The following is an 18,178-nucleotide window of genomic DNA, read 5'->3' on the forward strand; positions in this document are numbered from 1 at the left end:
ATGGGCGGAAGTTGATGTGCTAATGAAAATAATTATTGGTTGGCTGTTCTGGCGATCAATCAGTCCAGCCAATGACCAGGCCACCATCAGCACCGCGCACTACCGTCACAGGCAACACCGCCGGCAAGTGCTCCAGCAACGCCCGCACCTGCCGGCTGTCGAACTCACCCGACAAGCGCAAGCTACCGGTGCGCTCGTCCGCCAAGCGCAACGGCACCTCGCTGTAGCGCTGCAAGTCCACAATCGCATCGCGCAACGGTGTACCGTCAAAGCGCAACACCGAGCTGCTCCAGGCTGCCATCGCGCTCGGCTGCACTGCCTGCACCGCCCCCAGCTCACCGGCGACCGCAAGCAGTTGCTGCCCGGCCGTCAGTTGCTGCACGGCGCCGTGCGCACTGCCGACTTCTACTGCACCCTCCTGCACCCCTACCCGCACGCCACGCGCATCGCTACGCACGTCGAACACCGTACCGATATCACGCACCCGCACGCCTTGGCTGCGGACAATGAACGGCGCATCGGCATGCACTACGGTAAAGCGCGCCTGCCCTTCGACCAGCTCCAGCTGCCGGCTGCGCAGGCGCCGTTCGATCAGCAGGCGGCTGCCGGAGTCCAGCAGCACCTGGCTGCCGTCCGTCAGCACCAGCTCGTGCGTTGCGCCAACAGCCACCTGCACGTGCTCGGTCTGCCAGGCCGGGTCCACCCACCACAGGCCACCTGCCAGCAACAGCGAAAACAGGCTGGCCTTGGCCGCCTTGCCTGCCTTGCGTCGGCGTGCGGTCATGGCCTTGCCTTCAGCAAGCAATGCCTCGCGGGAGGCTACCCGCGCGCGTAGGGCTTCGCTGAACGCGTCCAATGGGTCGGCCTGAGGCTTGTCTTCACGCTTGTCCTGGCTCATGCCCGCCCCTCGCCACGCACACGCCGGGCCGGTTCCCAACGGCTAGCGATGGCGTGCAGCGCACGGTTGAAATGCTGGGTCACCATGTTGGTCGAAATTTCAAGCTCGGCAGCGATGTCTCGCTGGGCCATGCCGTGGATGCGATGCAGCAGGAACACCTGGCGCTGACGCGCAGGCAAGGCTTCGATAATCGCCAGCAGGGCATGCAGCTGTTGCTCGAAGTCCAGCTCGCGGGCGCCGTCCCAGCTGTCCAGGGCCGGTTCGTCATGGCTGGCTGCGGCCAAGTGAGCCGCACGCAGCGATTCGGCGCGCACCCGGTCGATGGCACGGTTGAAGGTAACCTTGCGCAGGAATGCCAGCGGCAGCGAGATGCGCTGGCGTGGCGGTTTGTCGAGGATCTGCAGGTAAACATCATGCACAAGGTCGCGGGCAAAATGCCGGTCGCGAAAGCGCTGCTTGATGTAGCGAACCAGGTCGTCATAGTGCAACGCCAGCGCGTCAAGCAGTTCCTGGTTGGGCGGTGTGGTGGACATGACGAGCCGATGCCAAGTGATAATGCTTCGCATTGTAGGGGCTGAGACATGCTTTTGTCTGCTCCGGCCTCATCGCCGGCAAGCCAGCTCCCACAGGTACAGTGCCGAGCCTGATGCCTGTACAGTACCTGTGGGAGCTGGCTTGCCGGCGATGAGGCCGGAACTGACCACCTATGCTTGAAGTCAGTCCATTTATGCGCACACCCATGAAAACCTACATCGCCCTCGCCATCCTGGCCCTGATCGCCGCCGCCGCCCTGCTCGGCTCGCCCTGGATGAACCAGCGCTTCCACATGCCCGCAGAAAAAGCCCAGGCCCAACAACGCGAAACGGCCGGGTCCCCAAGGGAGCCGGCCGTTTCGAAAAGCGAGTGACGCTTAGTGCTGCTTGCTGCCAGAACGGATCTGGTGCACCACACCCATCGCCACTACGATCGCCGCAGCGATACCGGTGGAGATCACCAGGATCTGGTAGTCAGGCATGAAGGCCATGGTCACCAGGGCAGCCACGATGAACGCGATCACCAGGTAGGTCAGCCACGGGAACAGCCACATCTTCAGGCGTACTTCCTTGCCTTCGGCAATCAGCTTGCGGCGCATGCGCAGCTGCGAGAAGGCGATGACCAGGTACACCAGCAGGGCAATCATGCCGGTGGTGTTCATCAGGGTTTCCAGTACGTCTTTCGGGCGCAGGGTCTCGCTGAAGTTGATCAGCGCACACACCACGGCCACGGCGCACGAACCCATGATCGCGTACACCGGTACACCGGTGCCGGCGCGGGTAATCTTGAAGAACGACGGCGCATCGCCACGCTGGGCCAGGGAGAACAGCATGCGCGAAGCGGTGTAGTGGCCAGAGATCAGGCAGCTGCTCACCGAGGTCAGCACCACGAAGTTCATCAGCAGCTCGGCATACGGCACGCCCAGCAGTTCCAGAGTACGGCGGTAGGCGCCATAGCCGGAAACGCCCAGGTGCGGGTCGTTCCACGGTACCAGGCAGACGATCAGGAAGATCGAACCCACGTAGAACAGGCACACACGCCATACCACCGAGTTGGTGGCCTTGACGATCTGCGCAGCCGGGTCTTTGGCTTCGGAAGCAGCGATGGTAACGATTTCAGCACCCAGGAAGGCAAACATCACCCCGAGCAAGGCACCGATCACGGTGGTGATGCCATTGGGCATGAAGCCTTCGGCGGTAAGGTGGCTGATGCCACGCACTTCACCGAACTGCCAGACGTTCAGCACGGCAGCGGTACACACGATCAGGAAGCAGACGATCGCGATCACCTTGATCAAGGCGAACCAGAACTCGAACTCACCGTAGTGTTTGACGTTGAAGAAGTTGACGGTGATCAGCAACAGCGTCGTGGCCAGCACGAACACGTTAACGCTGACGTCGGGGAAGAAGCCATGCAGGATCTTGCCCGCCACATAGGCTTCCCAGGCCATGAGGATGACCCAGTACCACCAGTACAGCCAGCCGATGGTGAAGCCGGCCCAGCGGCCGATGGCGCGGTCGGCGTAGGTGGAGAACGAGCCGGTGTCTGGCGAGGAAGTCGCCATTTCACCCAGCATGCGCATGATCAGTACCACCAGGATGCCGCCCGCCAGGTAGGCCAGGACAGCGGCTGGGCCGGCGCTGTGGATCACGCTGCCGGAACCGACGAACAAGGCGCCGCCAATAACCCCGGCGATGGACATCATCGTCAGGTGGCGCGACTTCAGCGAGGCACTGAGCTTGCTCTCGTGCCCGCTTTTCGCGGTGGTGGTTGTGGATGTTGCGTCCATCAGTTGTGTACCCCGTGCTTCTTTTTATCCAAGGAAAACCGTGAAACCCCGATGGCTGGCGGTTTCACCTGTACATCAGTGCTAATGCGGGCAGGAAGGTGTGAACGAACACACGCAGGCCTTCCATGGCGGCCTGCTGACGCGCCCCAGGGCGGCTGCCTGGAGCGAACTGAACATGCTTTATGTGGCGATATCCGACACCTAATGTAAAAATGTCCGACGCAGAGAGCCATGCACAGTGGCATGAAACTCGCACTGCACTGTACAGGTCGCCCATGCAGTACACCCTGCAAACGCCAGGCGATACGCACCCTGAAGGCCCCGAATGTTCGAATTACATCCAGACTCCTCAACCCCGCTGGTCAACCAGATCATTGACGGGCTGCGCGAGCTGATCGACAACCAGACCCTCAAGCCAGGCGCCAAGGTGCCGTCGATCCGCGCCTTTGCCGCGAGCTATTCGGTGAGCACCTTCACCGTGGTCGAGGCCTACGACCGGCTGGTCGCCCAAGGGCTGCTGGTAAGCCGTGGCAATGCGGGGTTCTTCGTCAACCGTGCGGCGGGCGAACTGCTGGACACGCACAACGCCGAGGCTGATACCAGTCGACCAACGTTCAACTCCGAGTGGTACCTGCAGCAGATCTTCGAGATCCGCCAGTTGCCGTACAAACCGGGGTGCGGGTGGCTGCCCAACGACTGGATGTACGAAGACGGCTTGCGTCGCGGCCTGCGTCAGGTGGCCGGCAGCCCGCTGGAATTGTCCGGTTACGGCGACCCCATGGGCCTGATGGAGCTGCGTGCACTGACCGCGCAGAACCTGCAGCAAGAGCTGTCGATCGTCGCCAATCCGGCACAACTGATGCTCACCCACGGCGCCAGCCAGGCCCTGGACCTGGCCGCACGCACGCTGGTGCGCCCAGGCGATGTGGTGCTGGTGGACGACCCTGGCTACCCCAACCTGATGAGCATCCTGCGCACCCAGGGCGCAACACTGGTCGGCGTGCCACGCACCCCGGCCGGTTACGACCTGAACCAGCTGGAGCACTTGCTCACCCACCACCGCCCGACCGCGTTCTTCACCCAGCCGCACCTGCACAGCCCGACCTGCTCCCGCACCCCGCTGCCGCAATTGCACCGCCTGCTGCAACTGGCCAGCCAGCACGGCTTCCGCCTGGTGGAAAACAACCTGTACGCCGATATGGTCGCCGAACCGCAGCCCTGCCTGGCCAGCCTCGACCACCTGCAGCAGGTGGTGTACGTGGGCAGCTACTCCAAGAGCATTTCGCCCAACGTGCGGGTCGGCTACATGCTGGCCAACCCTGAGCTGATGCAGAAACTGTTGCACCTGAAGATGCGTTCGGGCCTGACCACCTCACAGGTGATGGAGCGCGTGGTGTACGCCGCGATCATCGACGGCCGCTGGCGTAAACACCTCAAACGCCTGCGCCAGCGGTTGGCCGAGGCACATCAGGAAGTTGGCCGGCATTTGCATCGATTGGGCTTTGAACTGTTCATCGAATCGGATGAAGGCATGTACATCTGGACCCGCCATCCGGCCATTCCGGACAGCGCGGCGCTGCTGGATGATGCGCTGGAGAAAGGCATCATGCTTGGGCCAGGGCAGTTGTTCATGGTGGATGCCAAGGCGACCGGGTGGATGCGGTTCAATGTGGCGTTCAGTACGGAGCCGGCGATGTGGGAGTTGTTGGAGAAGGTGCTGGTGAAGCATGTGCGACGGGGTGGGGTGTAGTGTGTATGGCGGGCGCTGAACACGATGTGAATGCACCGGCGTGCCATCACCTAACGCTTTTGAGCCGCATGGTAGACCCCACTGCGCTCGCGCTTACCAACCGAAACCACTACGACAACGATTCGCTCGTCCTCAACCCGATACACTAGGCGATACCCGGAGGCCCTGAGCTTGATTTTGTAGTGGTTCGGCAAGTCACGCAGCGCATCGGCCTGTACCTTGGGCGATTGCAAACGCTCGCCGAGTTTTTTCTTGATCTGCTCACGCACAGTGTGGCCAAGCTTGCTCCACTCCTTTAATGCCGAAGGCAGAAATTCTAGCTTATAGGTCATCCAGAGACACCGGTACGCCCTTTTCACCCAACCGTGACTTGGCCAGTTCGCTCAGCTCGAGATCTTCAAGGCGCTCCATCATGGCCTCGTACAGTTCCGCCGGCACCATGTAACCCATCACACGATTGTGGTTGAGCACTGCGACAGGCATGCCAGCAGCGCTGGTCATAACGGCGGACGGGTTCTTTTTCAGTTCCGAAACGCTTACTGCCACGTCAGCGAATATGGATTGCATGTTCTTCACCCTCTAAATTGGGCTATATTTTGGTCCATAAATAGGACACAAACAAGATGCAATGGCTCGGGCTCAGAGAGGCATCCCACTGAATGACTTGACCGAAAACTTGGATCCCATTCAGCAAAAGGGTATGCTGAGGCAATAGCCATACGCCATCACTCGACAGGTTTGGCGCCTGCTTCAAGGACGAGCCCTTTGCCCAGCCACCCTACCCGCCACACCATTGCCCGCCAGTGGCAGCTCCTCAAGTTGTTGCCCGGCCGCCACCCGGGAATGAGCTCCACCCAACTGCAGGCCGCCCTGAAGACCGTGGGCCATACCACCAGCAAACGCACCGTTGAGCGCGACCTGGTCGAGCTCGCCGCGCTGTTCCCACTGCAATGCAACAGCAAAGGCATACCTTACGGCTGGTACTGGCAACCGGGCCTGGACCTGAACGAAGCACAACATTTGCAGCCCGACGTACTTGTCCCGCCGCCGCGCATTGAACTGCACGCCTGGGTCGATGACGTACTGGCCCGACGCTTGGAAACGCAGCCACTGTCTACGGATATGCAACTGACGCCACAAGAAAATGGCGGTGCCACGCTGCAGGCGAGCGTCGACGACAACCGCGCGCTGATGACCTGGCTGCTGTCCCAGGCCGGTTCGATCCGGGTGCATGCGCCCCACGTGCTGCGCGTGGCCATGCTGGAACAGTTGCGCCAGAGCCTGGCGCTGCACGATGGCGAATGTTGACCGGCGCAGTCAAACCGCGCGACGTCGCGCGAGGCAGGCATACCCAAGGCCCAACACACTGAGCCCCAACACCCCCAGCAACACCATCAGCTCACGGCTGTAGCGGGCCACCGTGGCAGGGAAACCGATGACCTCGTGGTACACCTGTACATTGGCTACACCGTCGGCGTGGCTGATGCTGACCCCGCCTTGGCGGATCTGCGAAAAGTCGGCGTCGAAATACACCCATACCTTGCAGGTGCCACCAGGCTCGATGGCCGGGATATCTATCTGCGCGGTGGCGTTTTCCAGCAGCGTGTCGTTACCGGCAGCATCGCGCACTTGCACCAGCCCTTTGGCTGGCAAGCGAATGCGCACCTGACGTACCTGAGCGTCTCCACTGTTGAGCAACTCGATGAGCAACCCCGTACGGTGATCGACCAGCCCGGCCTCGAACGGTTTGGCGAACAGCTGGGCATACGGTGCCTGGGCCATTTCGATCAGCCGCTCGACCTGGTCATGGCTCAGTTCGCCCTGGCCGATGCTGTTGATACGCCCCTGCAACTGCTCGTACTTGAGCTGCTCGCTGGCCTTGCTGATACGCTCGCTGAACTGGCTGGGGTAAGTGAGGTAGGCATAGGTCAGTGACGCCTCCAGGCGCGGGTTGCCCCTGAGCAGCGCGTAGGCGGCCAACAGGACCATCAGGCCAATCAGCACGGCGACGAGAAGCTTCCCCACCTTGTCCCAGCTCAATGCATGCTTCCTTCTGTGGTGATACGCGATTCAAACCGCCCAAGGTTGCCAAGTTCGTGGCCCCCAGGCAAGCCTGGCTAGGCGTCACCTTCGCCTTCGCGCGCCTGACGCATCTGCAGCAACTGGCCATCGATCAGTGCCTTGGCCATGCCTGCCAGATAGAACGTGGCTTGCATCATCGCCTTGCGGTCACCTGGCCTGTCGATGGCTTTGCGGGTGATTTCGGTGATGCAACCCATGATGCTGGAAGCTTCCATCAGTGCGGTGCGCAATGGCAGCTGAGGTTTCATTTGCACCAGTTCGGCATTGGCATTGCCAAACCGGCTTGCCGCGCTCACGACATTGAGCTTGCTGCTGTTTTGGGGCGTGTCGTTGTCCATGTCCATTCCTCGGGGTTACGAGCGTGCCGAGACTAGGGGGCTGTCGGCGCGACCACAATGGCCAATGGGGTGGAAAGGGTTACTTTCGGAAATGGCCTACAAGAACCCGGCTAAAGGGGCGCTCGGTCGCTGATCTGCCCCTTGACCAGCCCCTGGGCAGTGGCGGACGATCAACTCCCCCTCTACAAGGACGAATACCATGCTACGGATACTGGGCCGAGCCTCTTCCATCAACGTGCGGAAAGTCCTGTGGGCCTGTGCCGAGTTCGAAGTCGCGTTCGAGCGTGAAGACTGGGGCTCGGGCTTTCAGCCCACCGACCGTGCCGAGTTCCTTGCGCTTAACCCCAACGCCATGATCCCGGTGATCCAGGATGGCGACTTTACGCTGTGGGAGTCCAACAGCATCATCCGCTACCTGGCCAACCGCTACGGTGCCACCGCGTTCTACCCGAGCGAGGCGCAGGCACGGGCCAGGATCGACCAGTGGATCGACTGGCAGGCCTCGGACCTGAACCGCTCCTGGAGCTATGCATTCATGTCGCTGGTCAGGCATTCGCCCGCCCACCAGGACCCACAGGCGCTCGCCGCCGGCTGCGCCGAGTGGTCGCGTTACATGCACATCCTTGACCGCCAGCTGGCCAGCACCGGTGCCTATGTGGCCGGCAGCCAGTTCACCCTGGCCGACATCCCTATCGGCCTGTCGGTCAACCGCTGGTTCGAAACACCGTTCGAGCACCCGCACTTGCCGGCCGTACGCGATTACTACGAACGCCTGAGCGAGCGCCCGGCCTATCACCTGCATGGTCGCAACGGCACGCCCTGACAGCAAAAAGGAAGACGCCGGGGCTGCGTGCAGCCCCGGCGATACAGGCTTGTTACACCGCAACCTGGCCCGCCACCACCCGACCACGCCAGGCAAACAGCAGCACCATCACCAGCCCCAAAGCCGCCATCGCCGCCCCTGCCAGGGCAATCGCCGGGTAACCCAGCCCTGCATTGATCACCGCACCACCGAGCGCCGCGCCAATCGCATTGCCCAGGTTGAACGCGCCAATGTTCACCGCCGACGCCAGGTTGGGCGCATCCTTGGCCGCTTCCATCACCCGCATCTGCAACGGCGGCACCAGGGCAAAGCTGGCTGCCCCCCACACCAGCACCGCCAAGGCCGTTGGCAGTGGCCAGGCCAGAACCAGCGGGAACACCAGCAGCACCGCAATCAGTACCGCCAACGACAGCATCAGCGTGCGATCGATAGAGCGGTCCGCCGCCTTGCCACCCCACATATTGCCCAAGGTCAGGCCAACCCCGAACAGCACCAGCATGACTGTCACGAAGGTCGTGGACGCCGCCGCCTCGTTCTGCAGGATTGGCGCAATGTAGGTGAACACCGTGAACATCGCACTGGACCCCACCACCGTCAGCAACAACGCTGCCAGCACGGGCCCACGGCCCAGCACGCGGATTTCTGCCATGGCCCCATCACCCTTGGGCAATGCGACATTGGGCAGCGCATACCAGAGCGTGGTCATCGCCACCAGGCCCAGCCCGGCAATACCCCAGAACGCTGTGCGCCAGCCCAGCATTTCACCAAACCAGGTCGCCAGCGGCACCCCACCGATGGTGGCCAGGGTCAAGCCCATGAACATCGCCGCCACGGCACCAGCGCGCTTCTCGGGCGGCACCACACTGGCCGCAACGATCGAGCCGATGCCGAAAAATGCGCCGTGGTTCAACGAAGTGACCACGCGGGCCACCAGCAGGCTGGCGTAGTCACTGGCCAACGCCGACATCAGGTTGCCCAAGGTGAAAATGGCCATCAGCCCGATCAACAGGTAACGTCGCGGGATCTTCACCGTGGCCAGGGTCATCAATGGCGCGCCAATCAGCACACCGATGGCATAGGCGCTGACCAACAGCCCTGCAGCAGGAATGGAAACGCCAAGGTCGGTGGCGATACTGGGCAACATGCCCATGGGGGCGAACTCGGTGACACCGATGCCGAAGGCACCGATGGCGAGTGCAACCAGAGGTGGATTGATACGCATGGCAAGCTCCTTATCTATGCCGCAAATGCTACAAACTGTTTAAAAAGCGCACTAGACTGCGTTTTTGCGAATCACCTTTGCCTGCGAGACACAAATGGACTTCAGTGGAAGATCCGGAGAGATGGAGATTTTTGCCAGGGTGGCGCAAGAAGGCAGCCTGTCCGCCGCCGCCCGGGCACTGGGCCTGACACCTTCTGCCGTCAGCCGCATCCTCGCCCGTACCGAACAGCGCCTGGGCACGCGCCTGCTGCTGCGCACCACCCGGGCGATCACCCTCACCCCCGAGGGTGAGGCCTACCTGCGCGGTGCGCGACGGGTGCTGGCCGACATGCTGGAGCTAGAGGACGCCATCACCGACCAGGGCGTGCCACGCGGACGCTTGCGGGTCAGCGCGGCGCTGGGCCATGGCCGCCTGACCGTGGTGCCGCTGCTGGCGGCGTTCAGCGCGCGTTATCCTCAAGTGCTGGTCGACCTGACCCTCAGCGACGAGGTTGCCGACATTCTCGGTGGCCAGACCGACGTGGCGCTGCGCTTCGGTCACCTGCCAGACAGCTCGTTGAGTGCGCGTGCCATTGGCGAAACCGGCCAGGTAGTGGTCGCCTCGCCCGAGTACCTGCAACGCTGCGGTACCCCATTGGTGCCAGAGGACCTGGCCCGGCACAACTGCCTGCGCTTCAACTTTCGCCGCGCCGCGCCCGACTGGCCGTTTCGGCGCAATGGCGAAGTGTTTTCACTGAAGGTGACCGGCAATATCGAATGCAGCAGCGGTGAAGCCCTGGCGCAACTGGCAAGGCTGGGGGCCGGCATAGCGCGCATCGGTACCTTCACCGTGGTCGATGACCTGGCCAGCGGCCAGCTGGTACCGCTGCTGGAGGCCTATAACCCTGACGATCGCGAGCCGATTCATGCGGTGTTCGTTGGCGGCTCGGCGATGCCGGCGCGGGTGCGGGTGTTTGTGGACTTTCTGGTAGAGCAGCTGTCTTGCAGCGTGCGCAGGCCCCTATAGCGGTGCATTAACCAAGCACGTGCAGCCCCAGCGTGAACACCGCCACAGCCAAGGCCACCAACGACACGGCATGACGCTCCAGATACGCTGGCCAACCGTTCGCTCGCTGGCTCTCGCACTCACACCGGCGTTCGGCCAGGCTGGCCAACCGCGCCTCCACGCTGTCCACGCGGTCTGCCTGGGTGTTGGTCGCCTGTGCGAGCTTCTTCAGCGCCGTGGTTACCGTGCTCGACAGGCCCTCCCTGGCCAGGTTGCCTTCTGCCAGTTGCTGCTGGTGCTGTTCAAGGCGCTTGCGGATAGCCCCTTCCTTCTGCACCCGGGCCAGAGTACTTGCCACAAGCTTCTGGTTCAGTGCATCGATACTGGCCTGCAACGTGCCTTGCTCAGCGGCCTGCTGAAGCGAAGTATCTGCCTGAGAGGTGCTTTCGATCACCTTGTCCACCGTCGGCTTCGCGAGCGGGTTCAAAGTGCTGTGTTCGTGTGGCTGGTTCATCAATTCCTGTCCGGATACAGCGGTAATGGGCGGAAAGCTATCAAAATGGCATCACCGGATCCACTGATGCATCGCGCATTTGAGTGATTGGTCAGCATCTGAGAAGCCTGACCTGCTTGCTCACAGCCAAGTAAAGCCTCCCGGATATGTCAACTAACTAGCCATATTCGGGCAAAACCGCCCCTCTTCTGCCAACAACAGGCCGATTGCAGGCAAAGCCTTGCCAGAATGGCGCTGCATCCATGGCGTGATATCAGATTGCCTTGATCTCGCATGCTGCCGCACCCAGCAAGCCCCGCGGAACCTGCACCATTCCTTTACCTGTACAAGTCACCAATATCGACATGTATTCAGAATGGACATATCGTCTCGCTTACCGGCTTGTTGCCACGTCCCAAGGAAACGTTAAATGGAAGCGCTGGAAATCTCCCTGTTGTGTGTCTGCGGCATCACCCTGCTGCTTGTATGCCTGCAATCCGTCCGCCAAGGCGAGATGTGGAACTTGCTGCAGAGCGACCGTGAACTGGAGCAAACCGCCCGCCTTCACAAACAGGAGAACAGTACATTGCTCGCGGCCCTGCGCGCAGAGCGCGAACATGTGAGCCAGTTGCAGTACCAGATTCAAGTGCTGCTCGGGCTGACGCCGGAGGCCTGAGGGCTTTACACACAGCGTACGCGTACACTTGCCACAGGCCACTTGCAGGAGCAGCTTCATGCCTTACCCCATTGAACAGAAACTGGTCATCGGCGTTGCCTCGAGTGCGCTGTTCGACCTCACCGTCTCGGACGACATCTACAAGACCCAAGGGGTTGAGGCCTACCGCCAGCACCAGGAAGACAACCTGGACGAACCGTTTCCCAGGGGAGTGGCGTTCCCGTTCATTCGCCGCTTCCTGAGCATCAACCAGGCCTTCCCCGACCAATTGCCAGTGGAAGTGGTGCTGCTCTCACGCAACTCGCCGGCAACCGGCCTGCGGGTGTTTCGCTCGATAAGCCACTATCAGCTGGACATTACCCGCGCGGCGTTCATGTCGGGCCGCTCGCCCTATGAATACATCCCGGCGTTCAATGCGTCGCTGTTCCTCAGTGCCAACGAAGAAGATGTGCAAAAGGCCATCGACGCCAACTACCCGGCTGGGCGGGTGCTGCCCACACGCATCTACGACGATGAAATAGACACAGAGCTACGGGTGGCCTTCGACTTCGATGGCGTGATTGCCGACGACGAGGCAGAGAGCGTGTACAAGCGCAACGACAACCTGAACGACTTTCAGGAACATGAGCGCGTACACAAAGGCACCCCGCATTCGCCAGGGCCCTTGGCAGACTTGTACCGCAAACTTTCACTGATTCGCATGCTGGAGGATCGCAAGCTGGCAGAAGACCCGAACTACAAGCGGATTCTGCGCATTGCCATCGTCACGGCGCGCAACGCCCCCTCGCATGAGCGTGTGGTGACGACCTTGAAGGATTGGGGCGTGTCGCCGGATGAATGCTTCTTTCTAGGCGGGATGGAAAAGCCCAGGGTGCTGTCGATCCTCAAGCCGCATGTGTTCTTTGACGACCAGCGCACTCACTTGCAATCGCCTGCCGGGAATCTGCCAATGGTGCATGTGCCATTCGGGGTGGCGAACAGGCACGCGACGCCGAAGCTTTCTCACACAATCACGGCACCTGCTGAAACCCTGCAAGCTGATCACTCAGCGCAGGATAGCCAGTGACCTGGACGGGGCCGGCATGGTGAGTGCGCTCGCGCCGGGTGCACTGTTGCAGCCCGGCCGAGGCAGTGCGTTCCATCGCGGGATCAGCTTAGCGTGGGCCGCCGCCCTGATGGCCACCAAAGCCACCGCCACCGCCATGGCCACCACCCCCATGACCACCGCCACCACCCGGCGGCATGAACATCCAGCAACCCGACAAGGCGGATACCAGCGCCGCAACCAGGGCTGCGCGGAAAAGGTGTTTCGACTTCATTGGAACGCTCCACAAGGCTAGATCTGCCGCCCACCGTGGGCCGGTACGGCAGCGGGCGGATTCTAGAGCGGCGGCATGATGGCCCGGGGAATCTTTGCCTATCTTTACAATCTGCCCAGGCCCAGTGAGCGCCGGCACGACGCCCTTGACCCACGCCCTCGCACCACCGCATGCTCGAACGCTTCCACCCACGCTCAAGGAACGATTGCATGAAGCTGGAAACCCTCGCCGTCCATGCGGGCTTCAGCCCCGACCCGACCACCCGGGCGGTGGCCGTACCCATTTACCAGACCACCTCCTTCGCCTTCGACGACACCCAGCACGGTGCCGACCTGTTCGACCTGAAGGTGGCTGGCAACATCTACTCGCGCATCATGAACCCCACCAACGACGTGCTGGAGCAGCGCATGGCCGCCCTCGAAGGCGGGGTTGGCGCGCTGGCGGTGGCCTCGGGCATGGCAGCCATCACCTACGCCATCCAGACGGTCGCCGAGGCCGGCGACAACATTGTCTCGGTGGCCAAGCTGTACGGTGGTACCTACAACCTGCTGGCCCATACCCTGCCGCGCATGGGCATCCATACCCGCTTCGCCGCCCATGACGACATCGCGGCCCTCGAAGCGTTGATCGACGCACGCACCAAGGCGGTGTTCTGCGAGTCCATCGGCAACCCTGCGGGCAATATCGTCGATATCGCCGCACTGGCCGAAGCCGCCCACCGCCATGGTGTGCCACTGATCGTCGACAACACCGTCGCCACTCCAGTGCTGTGCCGACCGTTCGAACACGGCGCGGACATCGTCGTGCATTCGCTGACCAAGTACATCGGCGGCCACGGCACCAGCATCGGCGGCATCGTCATCGACTCCGGCAAGTTCCCCTGGGCGGACAACAAGGAACGTTTCGCCCTGCTCAACACCCCCGACCCATCGTACCACGGCGTCACCTATACCGAAGCCTTCGGCCCCGCCGCCTTTATCGGCCGCTGCCGCGTGGTGCCGTTGCGCAACACCGGCGCCGCGCTGTCACCGTTCAACGCCTTCCTGATCCTGCAGGGCTTGGAAACATTGGCCCTGCGCATGGAACGCCACACCGAAAACGCACTGAAGGTCGCCCATTACCTGCAGGCTCACGAACAGGTGGCCTGGGTGAAGTACGCCGGGCTGCCGGACCACCCCGAGCATGAACTGGCCCAACGCTACACCGGTGGCAAGCCCGCTTCGATCTTGTCGTTTGGCATCAAGGGAGGCCAGGCGGCCGGTGCGCGCTTCATCGATGCGCTGCAACTGGTGGTGCGCCTGGTGAACATCGGCGACGCCAAGTCGCTGGCCTGCCACCCCGCCTCCACCACCCACCGCCAGCTCAACGATGAAGAGCTGGAAAGGGCCGGCGTGCCACGGGACATGGTGCGCCTATCGATCGGCATCGAGCACAGCGACGACATCATCGCCGACCTGGCCCAGGCCCTGGAGGCCAGCCGCGCCTGATTCATCCGCGCCCCACCCAATGCTGACGGCGGGCGCACTTTCATCAAGCCTGGACACCCCCGCAATGACCCTGTTCTACCTGAAGCTGATTGTCACGCCCCTGCTGATGTGGGTCATTTCCCTTGCCTCGCGGCGCTGGGGCGGCCTGCTGGGTGGGCTGCTGTCCGGCCTGCCGATCACCTCCGCGCTGGTGATGACCTTCCTGTGCCTGGAACAGGGCACAGCCTTCGCCTTGGGCGCATTGCCCGGCGCGCTGGGCGGCCTGGCGGCGGTGCAAGCCACCTATATGTTTTACCTGTTGGCCACACGCAGGCTCGGCATCGCCCAGGCCGTGCCGCTGGCTTTGCTGTTCTATGGGCTGGCTGCCTATGCGTTTACGCACTGGGGCAACCTGTACCTGTCGATTGCCGTGGCGCTGGTGCTGATCGGCGTGCTGATACGCGCCAGCGGTCGCGAGCCCAAACCCGATACCCTGGCCCGCCCCCGGCACCGGTACTGGGAGATCCCCCTGCGAATGGTAGCTGCCACGTCCCTGCTGATGATCACCACCCACCTGGCCAACTGGCTGGGCCCGGCAACCAGCGGGATGCTGGCGCCGATTCCAGTGATTGCCTGGCCGCTGGTGGTGTTCGCCCATGTGCAGAATGGCCGGGCGGGCATGGCGGCCATGGTGCGGGGCAATGCGATTGGGGCGGTGGGCGTAATTGCGTTTTACCTGGTGCTGGCAGCATTGCTCGACACGTGGGGCGTTACCGTCGCCATCAGCCTGGCCATGCTCTGCGCCGTGGCGCTGACCGTTGGGCTGGCCACGGTATTGCGGCGGCGCTGACAAGCCTGCGCGGGGTGGCTCAGCACTGCTCAGTCGAACGCCCCGTTCAACACTTCGTAAATAATCCCGGTTGCCGCAGCGACAAGTATCAGGTCCGCACCTGCCTGCATCCACTCATAGCCATCGTAGTGAGGCAACTGCCCCAGCAGGCGGCCGTCCAGCTTCTTGGCGATGCCGGGCGGTAGTGGCTTGCCACGCGCCAGGTTCTTCTGAATGCCGGGCGGCAATGCAGGCCCCGGGCTCCAGTAACTGCGATGACCGCCAAGAATGCCCAGCACATCGCCGCGGTCGATGGACGGGCCACCATGCCAATCGTTACCGCCCTTCCCCTGCTTGTGGCCACCTGCATTGCCCTGGCCTTGAGCATGCTGTGCCTTGCCATGCCCCTGCCCTTTGCCGTTACCTGGGTCGGCAAAGGTCGGGCCAGCGGCGAATGCCACTGCCAACGAAGTCAGCAGGGCTGTCAGGTGTGATGTTCTGGCCATGGCGGCATCCTTCGCAAATGAGCGTTGCCCAAACTATAGACGGTGAGCAGCGCTAACCGGCCCTGCTCGCCTACATCGAACTCAAAGCCTGCACGGGCCTTGCAGGTACGGGTTAACCCGCAAAGAGGCCGTACAGGCGGCGTTGCCTGAGGCGTACGGTTCTATCCCTCAAGCGCTGGCTGACACCGGGCGTGGGCTACGCACACCCCACAGCCAGTAGCCCAAGGATAGAAGGACCAACCAGCCAACTCCGACATACATGGCTGTGCGACTGGCCGGGAACCAACCGAGTACACCAAAAATGAACACCATGAACGCAATCGCGCAAGCTGGCCCTACCGGCCACAGTGGCACCCGATAATCCAGTGCAGCAGCCTCTTCCTTGCTCATGCCACGCCGCATGGCCACCTGAGACAACAGGATCATCAACCAGACCCACACAATCGAGAACGTGACCACCGCAGCGAGTATCAGGAACAAGTCTTCCGGCACCAGGTAGTTCAGTACCACGCCCAGCAGTAGTGCGACGCCCATTACCGCGACCGTCATCCACGGCACACCAAACCGCGACAGTGAGGCGAAACCAGCGGGGGCCTGGCCGTTCTGCGCCATGCCGTACATCATGCGCCCGGCGCTGAAGATATCGCTATTGATTGCTGAAACAGCAGCTGAAATCACCACGATGTTCAACACGGTTGCCGCTGAGCTGATGCCAAGGCCACTGAAGATCTGAACGAAGGGGCTACCGTGGCTGCCAATACTGGTCCATGGGTAAATGGCCATGAGTACGAACAGCGTAAGGATGTAGAACAACAGGATACGCAGCGGCACTGAATTGATGGCCTTTGGCAGCACACGCTTAGGGTCCCTGGCCTCACCTGCGGTGATGCCGATCATCTCGACCCCGCCAAAGGCGAACATCACCACAGTGAAGGACGCAATCATCCCGCTGATGCCATTGGGGAAGAACCCGCCATGGCTCCATAGATTGGAAACGCCGGCAACCGTGCCTGCCTCCTCATTCAACTGGATACCCATCAGCAGCACAGCCCCACCTGCCACAATCATGGCAACGATGGCGGTCACCTTCAGCAGCGACAGCCAGAACTCCATCTCCCCGAACACTTTCACACTGCACAGGTTCAGCGCCCCGATAAACAACACAATCCCGAGCACCCAGATCCAGGCAGGTGTTTCAGGGAACCACAGCCCCATGTAAACACCAAACGCCGTCACGTCTGCCAGGCACACCACCAGCATCGAGAACGCATAGCTCCAGCCTGTCAGAAAGCCAAAGTAGCGCCCCAGGTATTGGCTGGCATAGTGGCCAAAAGAACCGGACACCGGGTTATGAACCGCCATTTCACCGAGGGCGCGCATCATCATGTAAATGGCTGCACCGCCGATTAAATAAGCGAGTAAAACCGAAGGCCCTGCCAGTTTTATTGCCGATGCCGAGCCATAAAACAGGCCCGTCCCAATTGCAGAGCCTAACGCCATGAAACGAATATGCCGGGTAGAGAGACCCCGCTTCAGCTGATGCGAAGATTGAGCGTTCATAGATACCTTCTTGCTTTTATTATCAGGTCCGCACAACGCTGATGCCGTGCGGTTTTATCAGGCACGCATTTCTACATTCATCAAGCCCGTGGCCACAGCACCGGGAACAGCTCATGGTCCATTTGGGCGCCGCTGGCCAGTTGCGTTTCCAGGCCGGGAAACGGTGGCGAGGTTTTCCACTGGCGCGGTGCGTGGGTGATGTCGTCACCCAGGAAGCGGACCGAGAAGGCGCGGCGCCGACGATTGCCCCCGACACCGCCCGAGGCGTGCAAGGTGAGCATGTGGAAGAACACGGCGTCGCCTGGGGAGAGGTCCCAGCCGAGGATATTCCAGGCGCTGCGATCGGCCTCGATATCCGGCAAATCCGCAAGGCTGCCTTCCGGGAACCACTGCGCCTGGCTGTCGAGGAAGCTGCGTGGCATCAGCCAAGGCCCAAGGTGCGAGCCCCCCACGAATTCAAGGGTGGACGCTCTCGAGACCGGGTCGACCGGCATCCACATGCTGCAGTTCTGGCGCCCGTCGATGTTGTAATAGGGCTGGTCCTGATGCCAAGGCGTGCGCTGGCGCGTGTTTGGCTCTTTCACCAGCAGGTGGTCGTGATAAAGCCGGGCTGTTTCGCTGTTCATCAGTTGCGCTGCCACACTGCCCACCCGGCTCTCGAAGATGAACTGGCGATAAGCCGCGATATCGCGCCAGTTGCAGAAGTCTTCGAAGAACCAACCCGGGTCGTCCGGGCGGCTGGCCACTTTGGCGCGCTCACTTGGCGCTTTCAGGTTCTGTTCAATGCCGGTCTCCAGCAGTGCAACTTCTTCCGGCGTGAACAAATGACGTACGCAAACAGCACCATCACGCTGAAAAGCCTCGATGGTTTCATCACTGAGTTGAAATTCGGCGGACTGTTTCATAAC

The 18,178-nt window shown here is 61.8% G+C and carries 22 protein-coding genes; 9 read left to right on the plus strand and 13 right to left on the minus strand.

Going from position 1 to position 18,178, the window contains the following annotated elements; all coding sequences use genetic code 11:
• Positions 1-55: 55 nt before the first annotated feature.
• Positions 56-898 carry a FecR family protein gene (locus QQ992_RS16445; protein ID WP_286110306.1) on the minus strand — a complete coding sequence of 281 codons (843 nt, stop codon included), beginning with the start codon at positions 896-898 and terminating at the stop codon, positions 56-58.
• Positions 895-1,431, minus strand: coding sequence for an RNA polymerase sigma factor (locus QQ992_RS16450; RefSeq protein WP_105946798.1), 537 nt, complete (start codon positions 1,429-1,431; stop codon positions 895-897). Before QQ992_RS16450 ends, QQ992_RS16445 begins: the two co-directional genes overlap by 4 nt.
• Before the next feature lie 194 nt (positions 1,432-1,625).
• Here QQ992_RS16450 and QQ992_RS16455 point away from each other — a divergent pair, with 194 nt between their 5' ends.
• The gene (locus QQ992_RS16455; RefSeq protein ID WP_028699887.1) at positions 1,626-1,805 is read left to right on the plus strand and encodes a hypothetical protein; all 180 of its coding nucleotides are present in this window, start codon (positions 1,626-1,628) and stop codon (positions 1,803-1,805) included.
• A 3-nt stretch (positions 1,806-1,808) separates the two neighbouring features.
• On the opposite strand, the gene QQ992_RS16460 is transcribed toward QQ992_RS16455, so the two are convergent.
• Positions 1,809-3,221, minus strand: coding sequence for an amino acid permease (locus QQ992_RS16460; protein ID WP_019097820.1), 1,413 nt, complete (start codon positions 3,219-3,221; stop codon positions 1,809-1,811).
• Positions 3,222-3,546: 325 nt separating this feature from the next.
• On the opposite strand from QQ992_RS16460, the gene QQ992_RS16465 reads away from it, so the two are divergent.
• Positions 3,547-4,971: an aminotransferase-like domain-containing protein gene (locus QQ992_RS16465; protein ID WP_105946766.1), complete on the plus strand. Its 1,425-nt coding sequence runs from the start codon at positions 3,547-3,549 to the stop codon at positions 4,969-4,971.
• Positions 4,972-5,021: 50 nt separating this feature from the next.
• Here the strand turns inward: QQ992_RS16465 and QQ992_RS16470 are convergent, their stop codons facing one another.
• Entirely contained in the window at positions 5,022-5,303 is a 282-nt protein-coding gene (locus QQ992_RS16470) for a type II toxin-antitoxin system RelE family toxin (RefSeq protein WP_286110307.1), read from the minus strand.
• Positions 5,293-5,538 (minus strand): type II toxin-antitoxin system prevent-host-death family antitoxin, encoded by a 246-nt coding sequence (locus QQ992_RS16475; RefSeq protein ID WP_286110308.1) that lies wholly within the window; start codon positions 5,536-5,538, stop codon positions 5,293-5,295. The genes QQ992_RS16470 and QQ992_RS16475 overlap by 11 nt, the downstream gene beginning before the upstream one ends.
• A gap of 198 nt (positions 5,539-5,736) precedes the next feature.
• On the opposite strand from QQ992_RS16475, the gene QQ992_RS16480 reads away from it, so the two are divergent.
• Positions 5,737-6,279: a WYL domain-containing transcriptional regulator gene (locus tag QQ992_RS16480; RefSeq protein ID WP_286110309.1), complete on the plus strand. Its 543-nt coding sequence runs from the start codon at positions 5,737-5,739 to the stop codon at positions 6,277-6,279.
• Positions 6,280-6,288: 9 nt separating this feature from the next.
• Here QQ992_RS16480 and QQ992_RS16485 read toward each other — a convergent pair whose 3' ends face one another.
• Together QQ992_RS16485 and QQ992_RS16490 are read right to left on the minus strand one after the other, a co-directional pair.
• The gene (locus QQ992_RS16485) at positions 6,289-7,011 is read right to left on the minus strand and encodes a hypothetical protein (protein WP_286110310.1); all 723 of its coding nucleotides are present in this window, start codon (positions 7,009-7,011) and stop codon (positions 6,289-6,291) included.
• 77 nt (positions 7,012-7,088) lie between these two features.
• Positions 7,089-7,391 carry a DUF3077 domain-containing protein gene (locus tag QQ992_RS16490; RefSeq protein WP_060497247.1) on the minus strand — a complete coding sequence of 101 codons (303 nt, stop codon included), beginning with the start codon at positions 7,389-7,391 and terminating at the stop codon, positions 7,089-7,091.
• 199 nt (positions 7,392-7,590) lie between these two features.
• Here QQ992_RS16490 and QQ992_RS16495 point away from each other — a divergent pair, with 199 nt between their 5' ends.
• Positions 7,591-8,214, plus strand: a complete 624-nt coding sequence (locus tag QQ992_RS16495) for a glutathione S-transferase family protein (RefSeq protein ID WP_060497248.1) — start codon at positions 7,591-7,593, stop codon at positions 8,212-8,214.
• A 52-nt stretch (positions 8,215-8,266) separates the two neighbouring features.
• On the opposite strand, the gene QQ992_RS16500 is transcribed toward QQ992_RS16495, so the two are convergent.
• Positions 8,267-9,436, minus strand: a complete 1,170-nt coding sequence (locus QQ992_RS16500) for an MFS transporter (protein WP_286110311.1) — start codon at positions 9,434-9,436, stop codon at positions 8,267-8,269.
• Positions 9,437-9,530: 94 nt separating this feature from the next.
• Between QQ992_RS16500 and QQ992_RS16505 the strand changes: the two genes are divergently transcribed.
• Positions 9,531-10,442 carry a LysR family transcriptional regulator gene (locus QQ992_RS16505; RefSeq protein WP_016711216.1) on the plus strand — a complete coding sequence of 304 codons (912 nt, stop codon included), beginning with the start codon at positions 9,531-9,533 and terminating at the stop codon, positions 10,440-10,442.
• 7 nt (positions 10,443-10,449) lie between these two features.
• Here the strand turns inward: QQ992_RS16505 and QQ992_RS16510 are convergent, their stop codons facing one another.
• The gene (locus tag QQ992_RS16510) at positions 10,450-10,935 is read right to left on the minus strand and encodes a hypothetical protein (RefSeq protein ID WP_286110312.1); all 486 of its coding nucleotides are present in this window, start codon (positions 10,933-10,935) and stop codon (positions 10,450-10,452) included.
• A 409-nt stretch (positions 10,936-11,344) separates the two neighbouring features.
• Here QQ992_RS16510 and QQ992_RS16515 point away from each other — a divergent pair, with 409 nt between their 5' ends.
• Together QQ992_RS16515 and QQ992_RS16520 are read left to right on the plus strand one after the other, a co-directional pair.
• Positions 11,345-11,590: a hypothetical protein gene (locus QQ992_RS16515; protein WP_286110313.1), complete on the plus strand. Its 246-nt coding sequence runs from the start codon at positions 11,345-11,347 to the stop codon at positions 11,588-11,590.
• A gap of 58 nt (positions 11,591-11,648) precedes the next feature.
• Positions 11,649-12,656: a 5'-nucleotidase gene (locus QQ992_RS16520; RefSeq protein ID WP_286110314.1), complete on the plus strand. Its 1,008-nt coding sequence runs from the start codon at positions 11,649-11,651 to the stop codon at positions 12,654-12,656.
• 88 nt (positions 12,657-12,744) lie between these two features.
• On the opposite strand, the gene QQ992_RS16525 is transcribed toward QQ992_RS16520, so the two are convergent.
• Entirely contained in the window at positions 12,745-12,909 is a 165-nt protein-coding gene (locus QQ992_RS16525; protein ID WP_177410275.1) for a hypothetical protein, read from the minus strand.
• Positions 12,910-13,118: 209 nt separating this feature from the next.
• Here QQ992_RS16525 and QQ992_RS16530 point away from each other — a divergent pair, with 209 nt between their 5' ends.
• Positions 13,119-14,396: a bifunctional O-acetylhomoserine aminocarboxypropyltransferase/cysteine synthase gene (locus QQ992_RS16530; RefSeq protein WP_286110315.1), complete on the plus strand. Its 1,278-nt coding sequence runs from the start codon at positions 13,119-13,121 to the stop codon at positions 14,394-14,396.
• Between the two features lie 64 nt (positions 14,397-14,460).
• Positions 14,461-15,225, plus strand: coding sequence for a hypothetical protein (locus tag QQ992_RS16535; RefSeq protein WP_286110316.1), 765 nt, complete (start codon positions 14,461-14,463; stop codon positions 15,223-15,225).
• 29 nt (positions 15,226-15,254) lie between these two features.
• Here QQ992_RS16535 and QQ992_RS16540 read toward each other — a convergent pair whose 3' ends face one another.
• The 3 genes from QQ992_RS16540 to QQ992_RS16550 all read right to left on the minus strand — a co-directional run bounded on the left by QQ992_RS16540 (position 15,255) and on the right by QQ992_RS16550 (position 18,175).
• The gene (locus QQ992_RS16540; protein WP_119370566.1) at positions 15,255-15,710 is read right to left on the minus strand and encodes an anti-virulence regulator CigR family protein; all 456 of its coding nucleotides are present in this window, start codon (positions 15,708-15,710) and stop codon (positions 15,255-15,257) included.
• Between the two features lie 168 nt (positions 15,711-15,878).
• Complete coding sequence (locus QQ992_RS16545; protein ID WP_286113959.1) at positions 15,879-17,270, minus strand: amino acid permease; 1,392 nt, start codon at positions 17,268-17,270, stop codon at positions 15,879-15,881.
• A gap of 80 nt (positions 17,271-17,350) precedes the next feature.
• Positions 17,351-18,175, minus strand: coding sequence for a phytanoyl-CoA dioxygenase family protein (locus QQ992_RS16550; protein WP_286110317.1), 825 nt, complete (start codon positions 18,173-18,175; stop codon positions 17,351-17,353).
• Between the last annotated feature and the right edge of the window lie 3 nt (positions 18,176-18,178).

This window comes from Pseudomonas kurunegalensis (genome assembly GCF_030291635.1).
Classification (GTDB): Bacteria; Pseudomonadota; Gammaproteobacteria; order Pseudomonadales; family Pseudomonadaceae; genus Aquipseudomonas; species Aquipseudomonas monteilii.

Bases quoted from the DNA above. Each gene is read 5' to 3' on its own strand.
- QQ992_RS16445 (WP_286110306.1), bottom strand. From the start codon at position 898: ATGAGCCAGGACAAGCGTGAAGACAAGCCTCAGGCCGACCCATTGGAC.
- QQ992_RS16450 (WP_105946798.1), bottom strand. From the start codon at position 1,431: ATGTCCACCACACCGCCCAACCAGGAACTGCTTGACGCGCTGGCGTTG.
- QQ992_RS16455 (WP_028699887.1), top strand. From the start codon at position 1,626: ATGCGCACACCCATGAAAACCTACATCGCCCTCGCCATCCTGGCCCTG.
- QQ992_RS16460 (WP_019097820.1), bottom strand. From the start codon at position 3,221: ATGGACGCAACATCCACAACCACCACCGCGAAAAGCGGGCACGAGAGC.
- QQ992_RS16465 (WP_105946766.1), top strand. From the start codon at position 3,547: ATGTTCGAATTACATCCAGACTCCTCAACCCCGCTGGTCAACCAGATC.
- QQ992_RS16470 (WP_286110307.1), bottom strand. From the start codon at position 5,303: ATGACCTATAAGCTAGAATTTCTGCCTTCGGCATTAAAGGAGTGGAGC.
- QQ992_RS16475 (WP_286110308.1), bottom strand. From the start codon at position 5,538: ATGCAATCCATATTCGCTGACGTGGCAGTAAGCGTTTCGGAACTGAAA.
- QQ992_RS16490 (WP_060497247.1), bottom strand. From the start codon at position 7,391: ATGGACAACGACACGCCCCAAAACAGCAGCAAGCTCAATGTCGTGAGC.
- QQ992_RS16495 (WP_060497248.1), top strand. From the start codon at position 7,591: ATGCTACGGATACTGGGCCGAGCCTCTTCCATCAACGTGCGGAAAGTC.
- QQ992_RS16500 (WP_286110311.1), bottom strand. From the start codon at position 9,436: ATGCGTATCAATCCACCTCTGGTTGCACTCGCCATCGGTGCCTTCGGC.
- QQ992_RS16505 (WP_016711216.1), top strand. From the start codon at position 9,531: ATGGACTTCAGTGGAAGATCCGGAGAGATGGAGATTTTTGCCAGGGTG.
- QQ992_RS16510 (WP_286110312.1), bottom strand. From the start codon at position 10,935: ATGAACCAGCCACACGAACACAGCACTTTGAACCCGCTCGCGAAGCCG.
- QQ992_RS16515 (WP_286110313.1), top strand. From the start codon at position 11,345: ATGGAAGCGCTGGAAATCTCCCTGTTGTGTGTCTGCGGCATCACCCTG.
- QQ992_RS16520 (WP_286110314.1), top strand. From the start codon at position 11,649: ATGCCTTACCCCATTGAACAGAAACTGGTCATCGGCGTTGCCTCGAGT.
- QQ992_RS16525 (WP_177410275.1), bottom strand. From the start codon at position 12,909: ATGAAGTCGAAACACCTTTTCCGCGCAGCCCTGGTTGCGGCGCTGGTA.
- QQ992_RS16530 (WP_286110315.1), top strand. From the start codon at position 13,119: ATGAAGCTGGAAACCCTCGCCGTCCATGCGGGCTTCAGCCCCGACCCG.
- QQ992_RS16535 (WP_286110316.1), top strand. From the start codon at position 14,461: ATGACCCTGTTCTACCTGAAGCTGATTGTCACGCCCCTGCTGATGTGG.
- QQ992_RS16540 (WP_119370566.1), bottom strand. From the start codon at position 15,710: ATGGCCAGAACATCACACCTGACAGCCCTGCTGACTTCGTTGGCAGTG.
- QQ992_RS16545 (WP_286113959.1), bottom strand. From the start codon at position 17,270: ATGAACGCTCAATCTTCGCATCAGCTGAAGCGGGGTCTCTCTACCCGG.
- QQ992_RS16550 (WP_286110317.1), bottom strand. From the start codon at position 18,175: ATGAAACAGTCCGCCGAATTTCAACTCAGTGATGAAACCATCGAGGCT.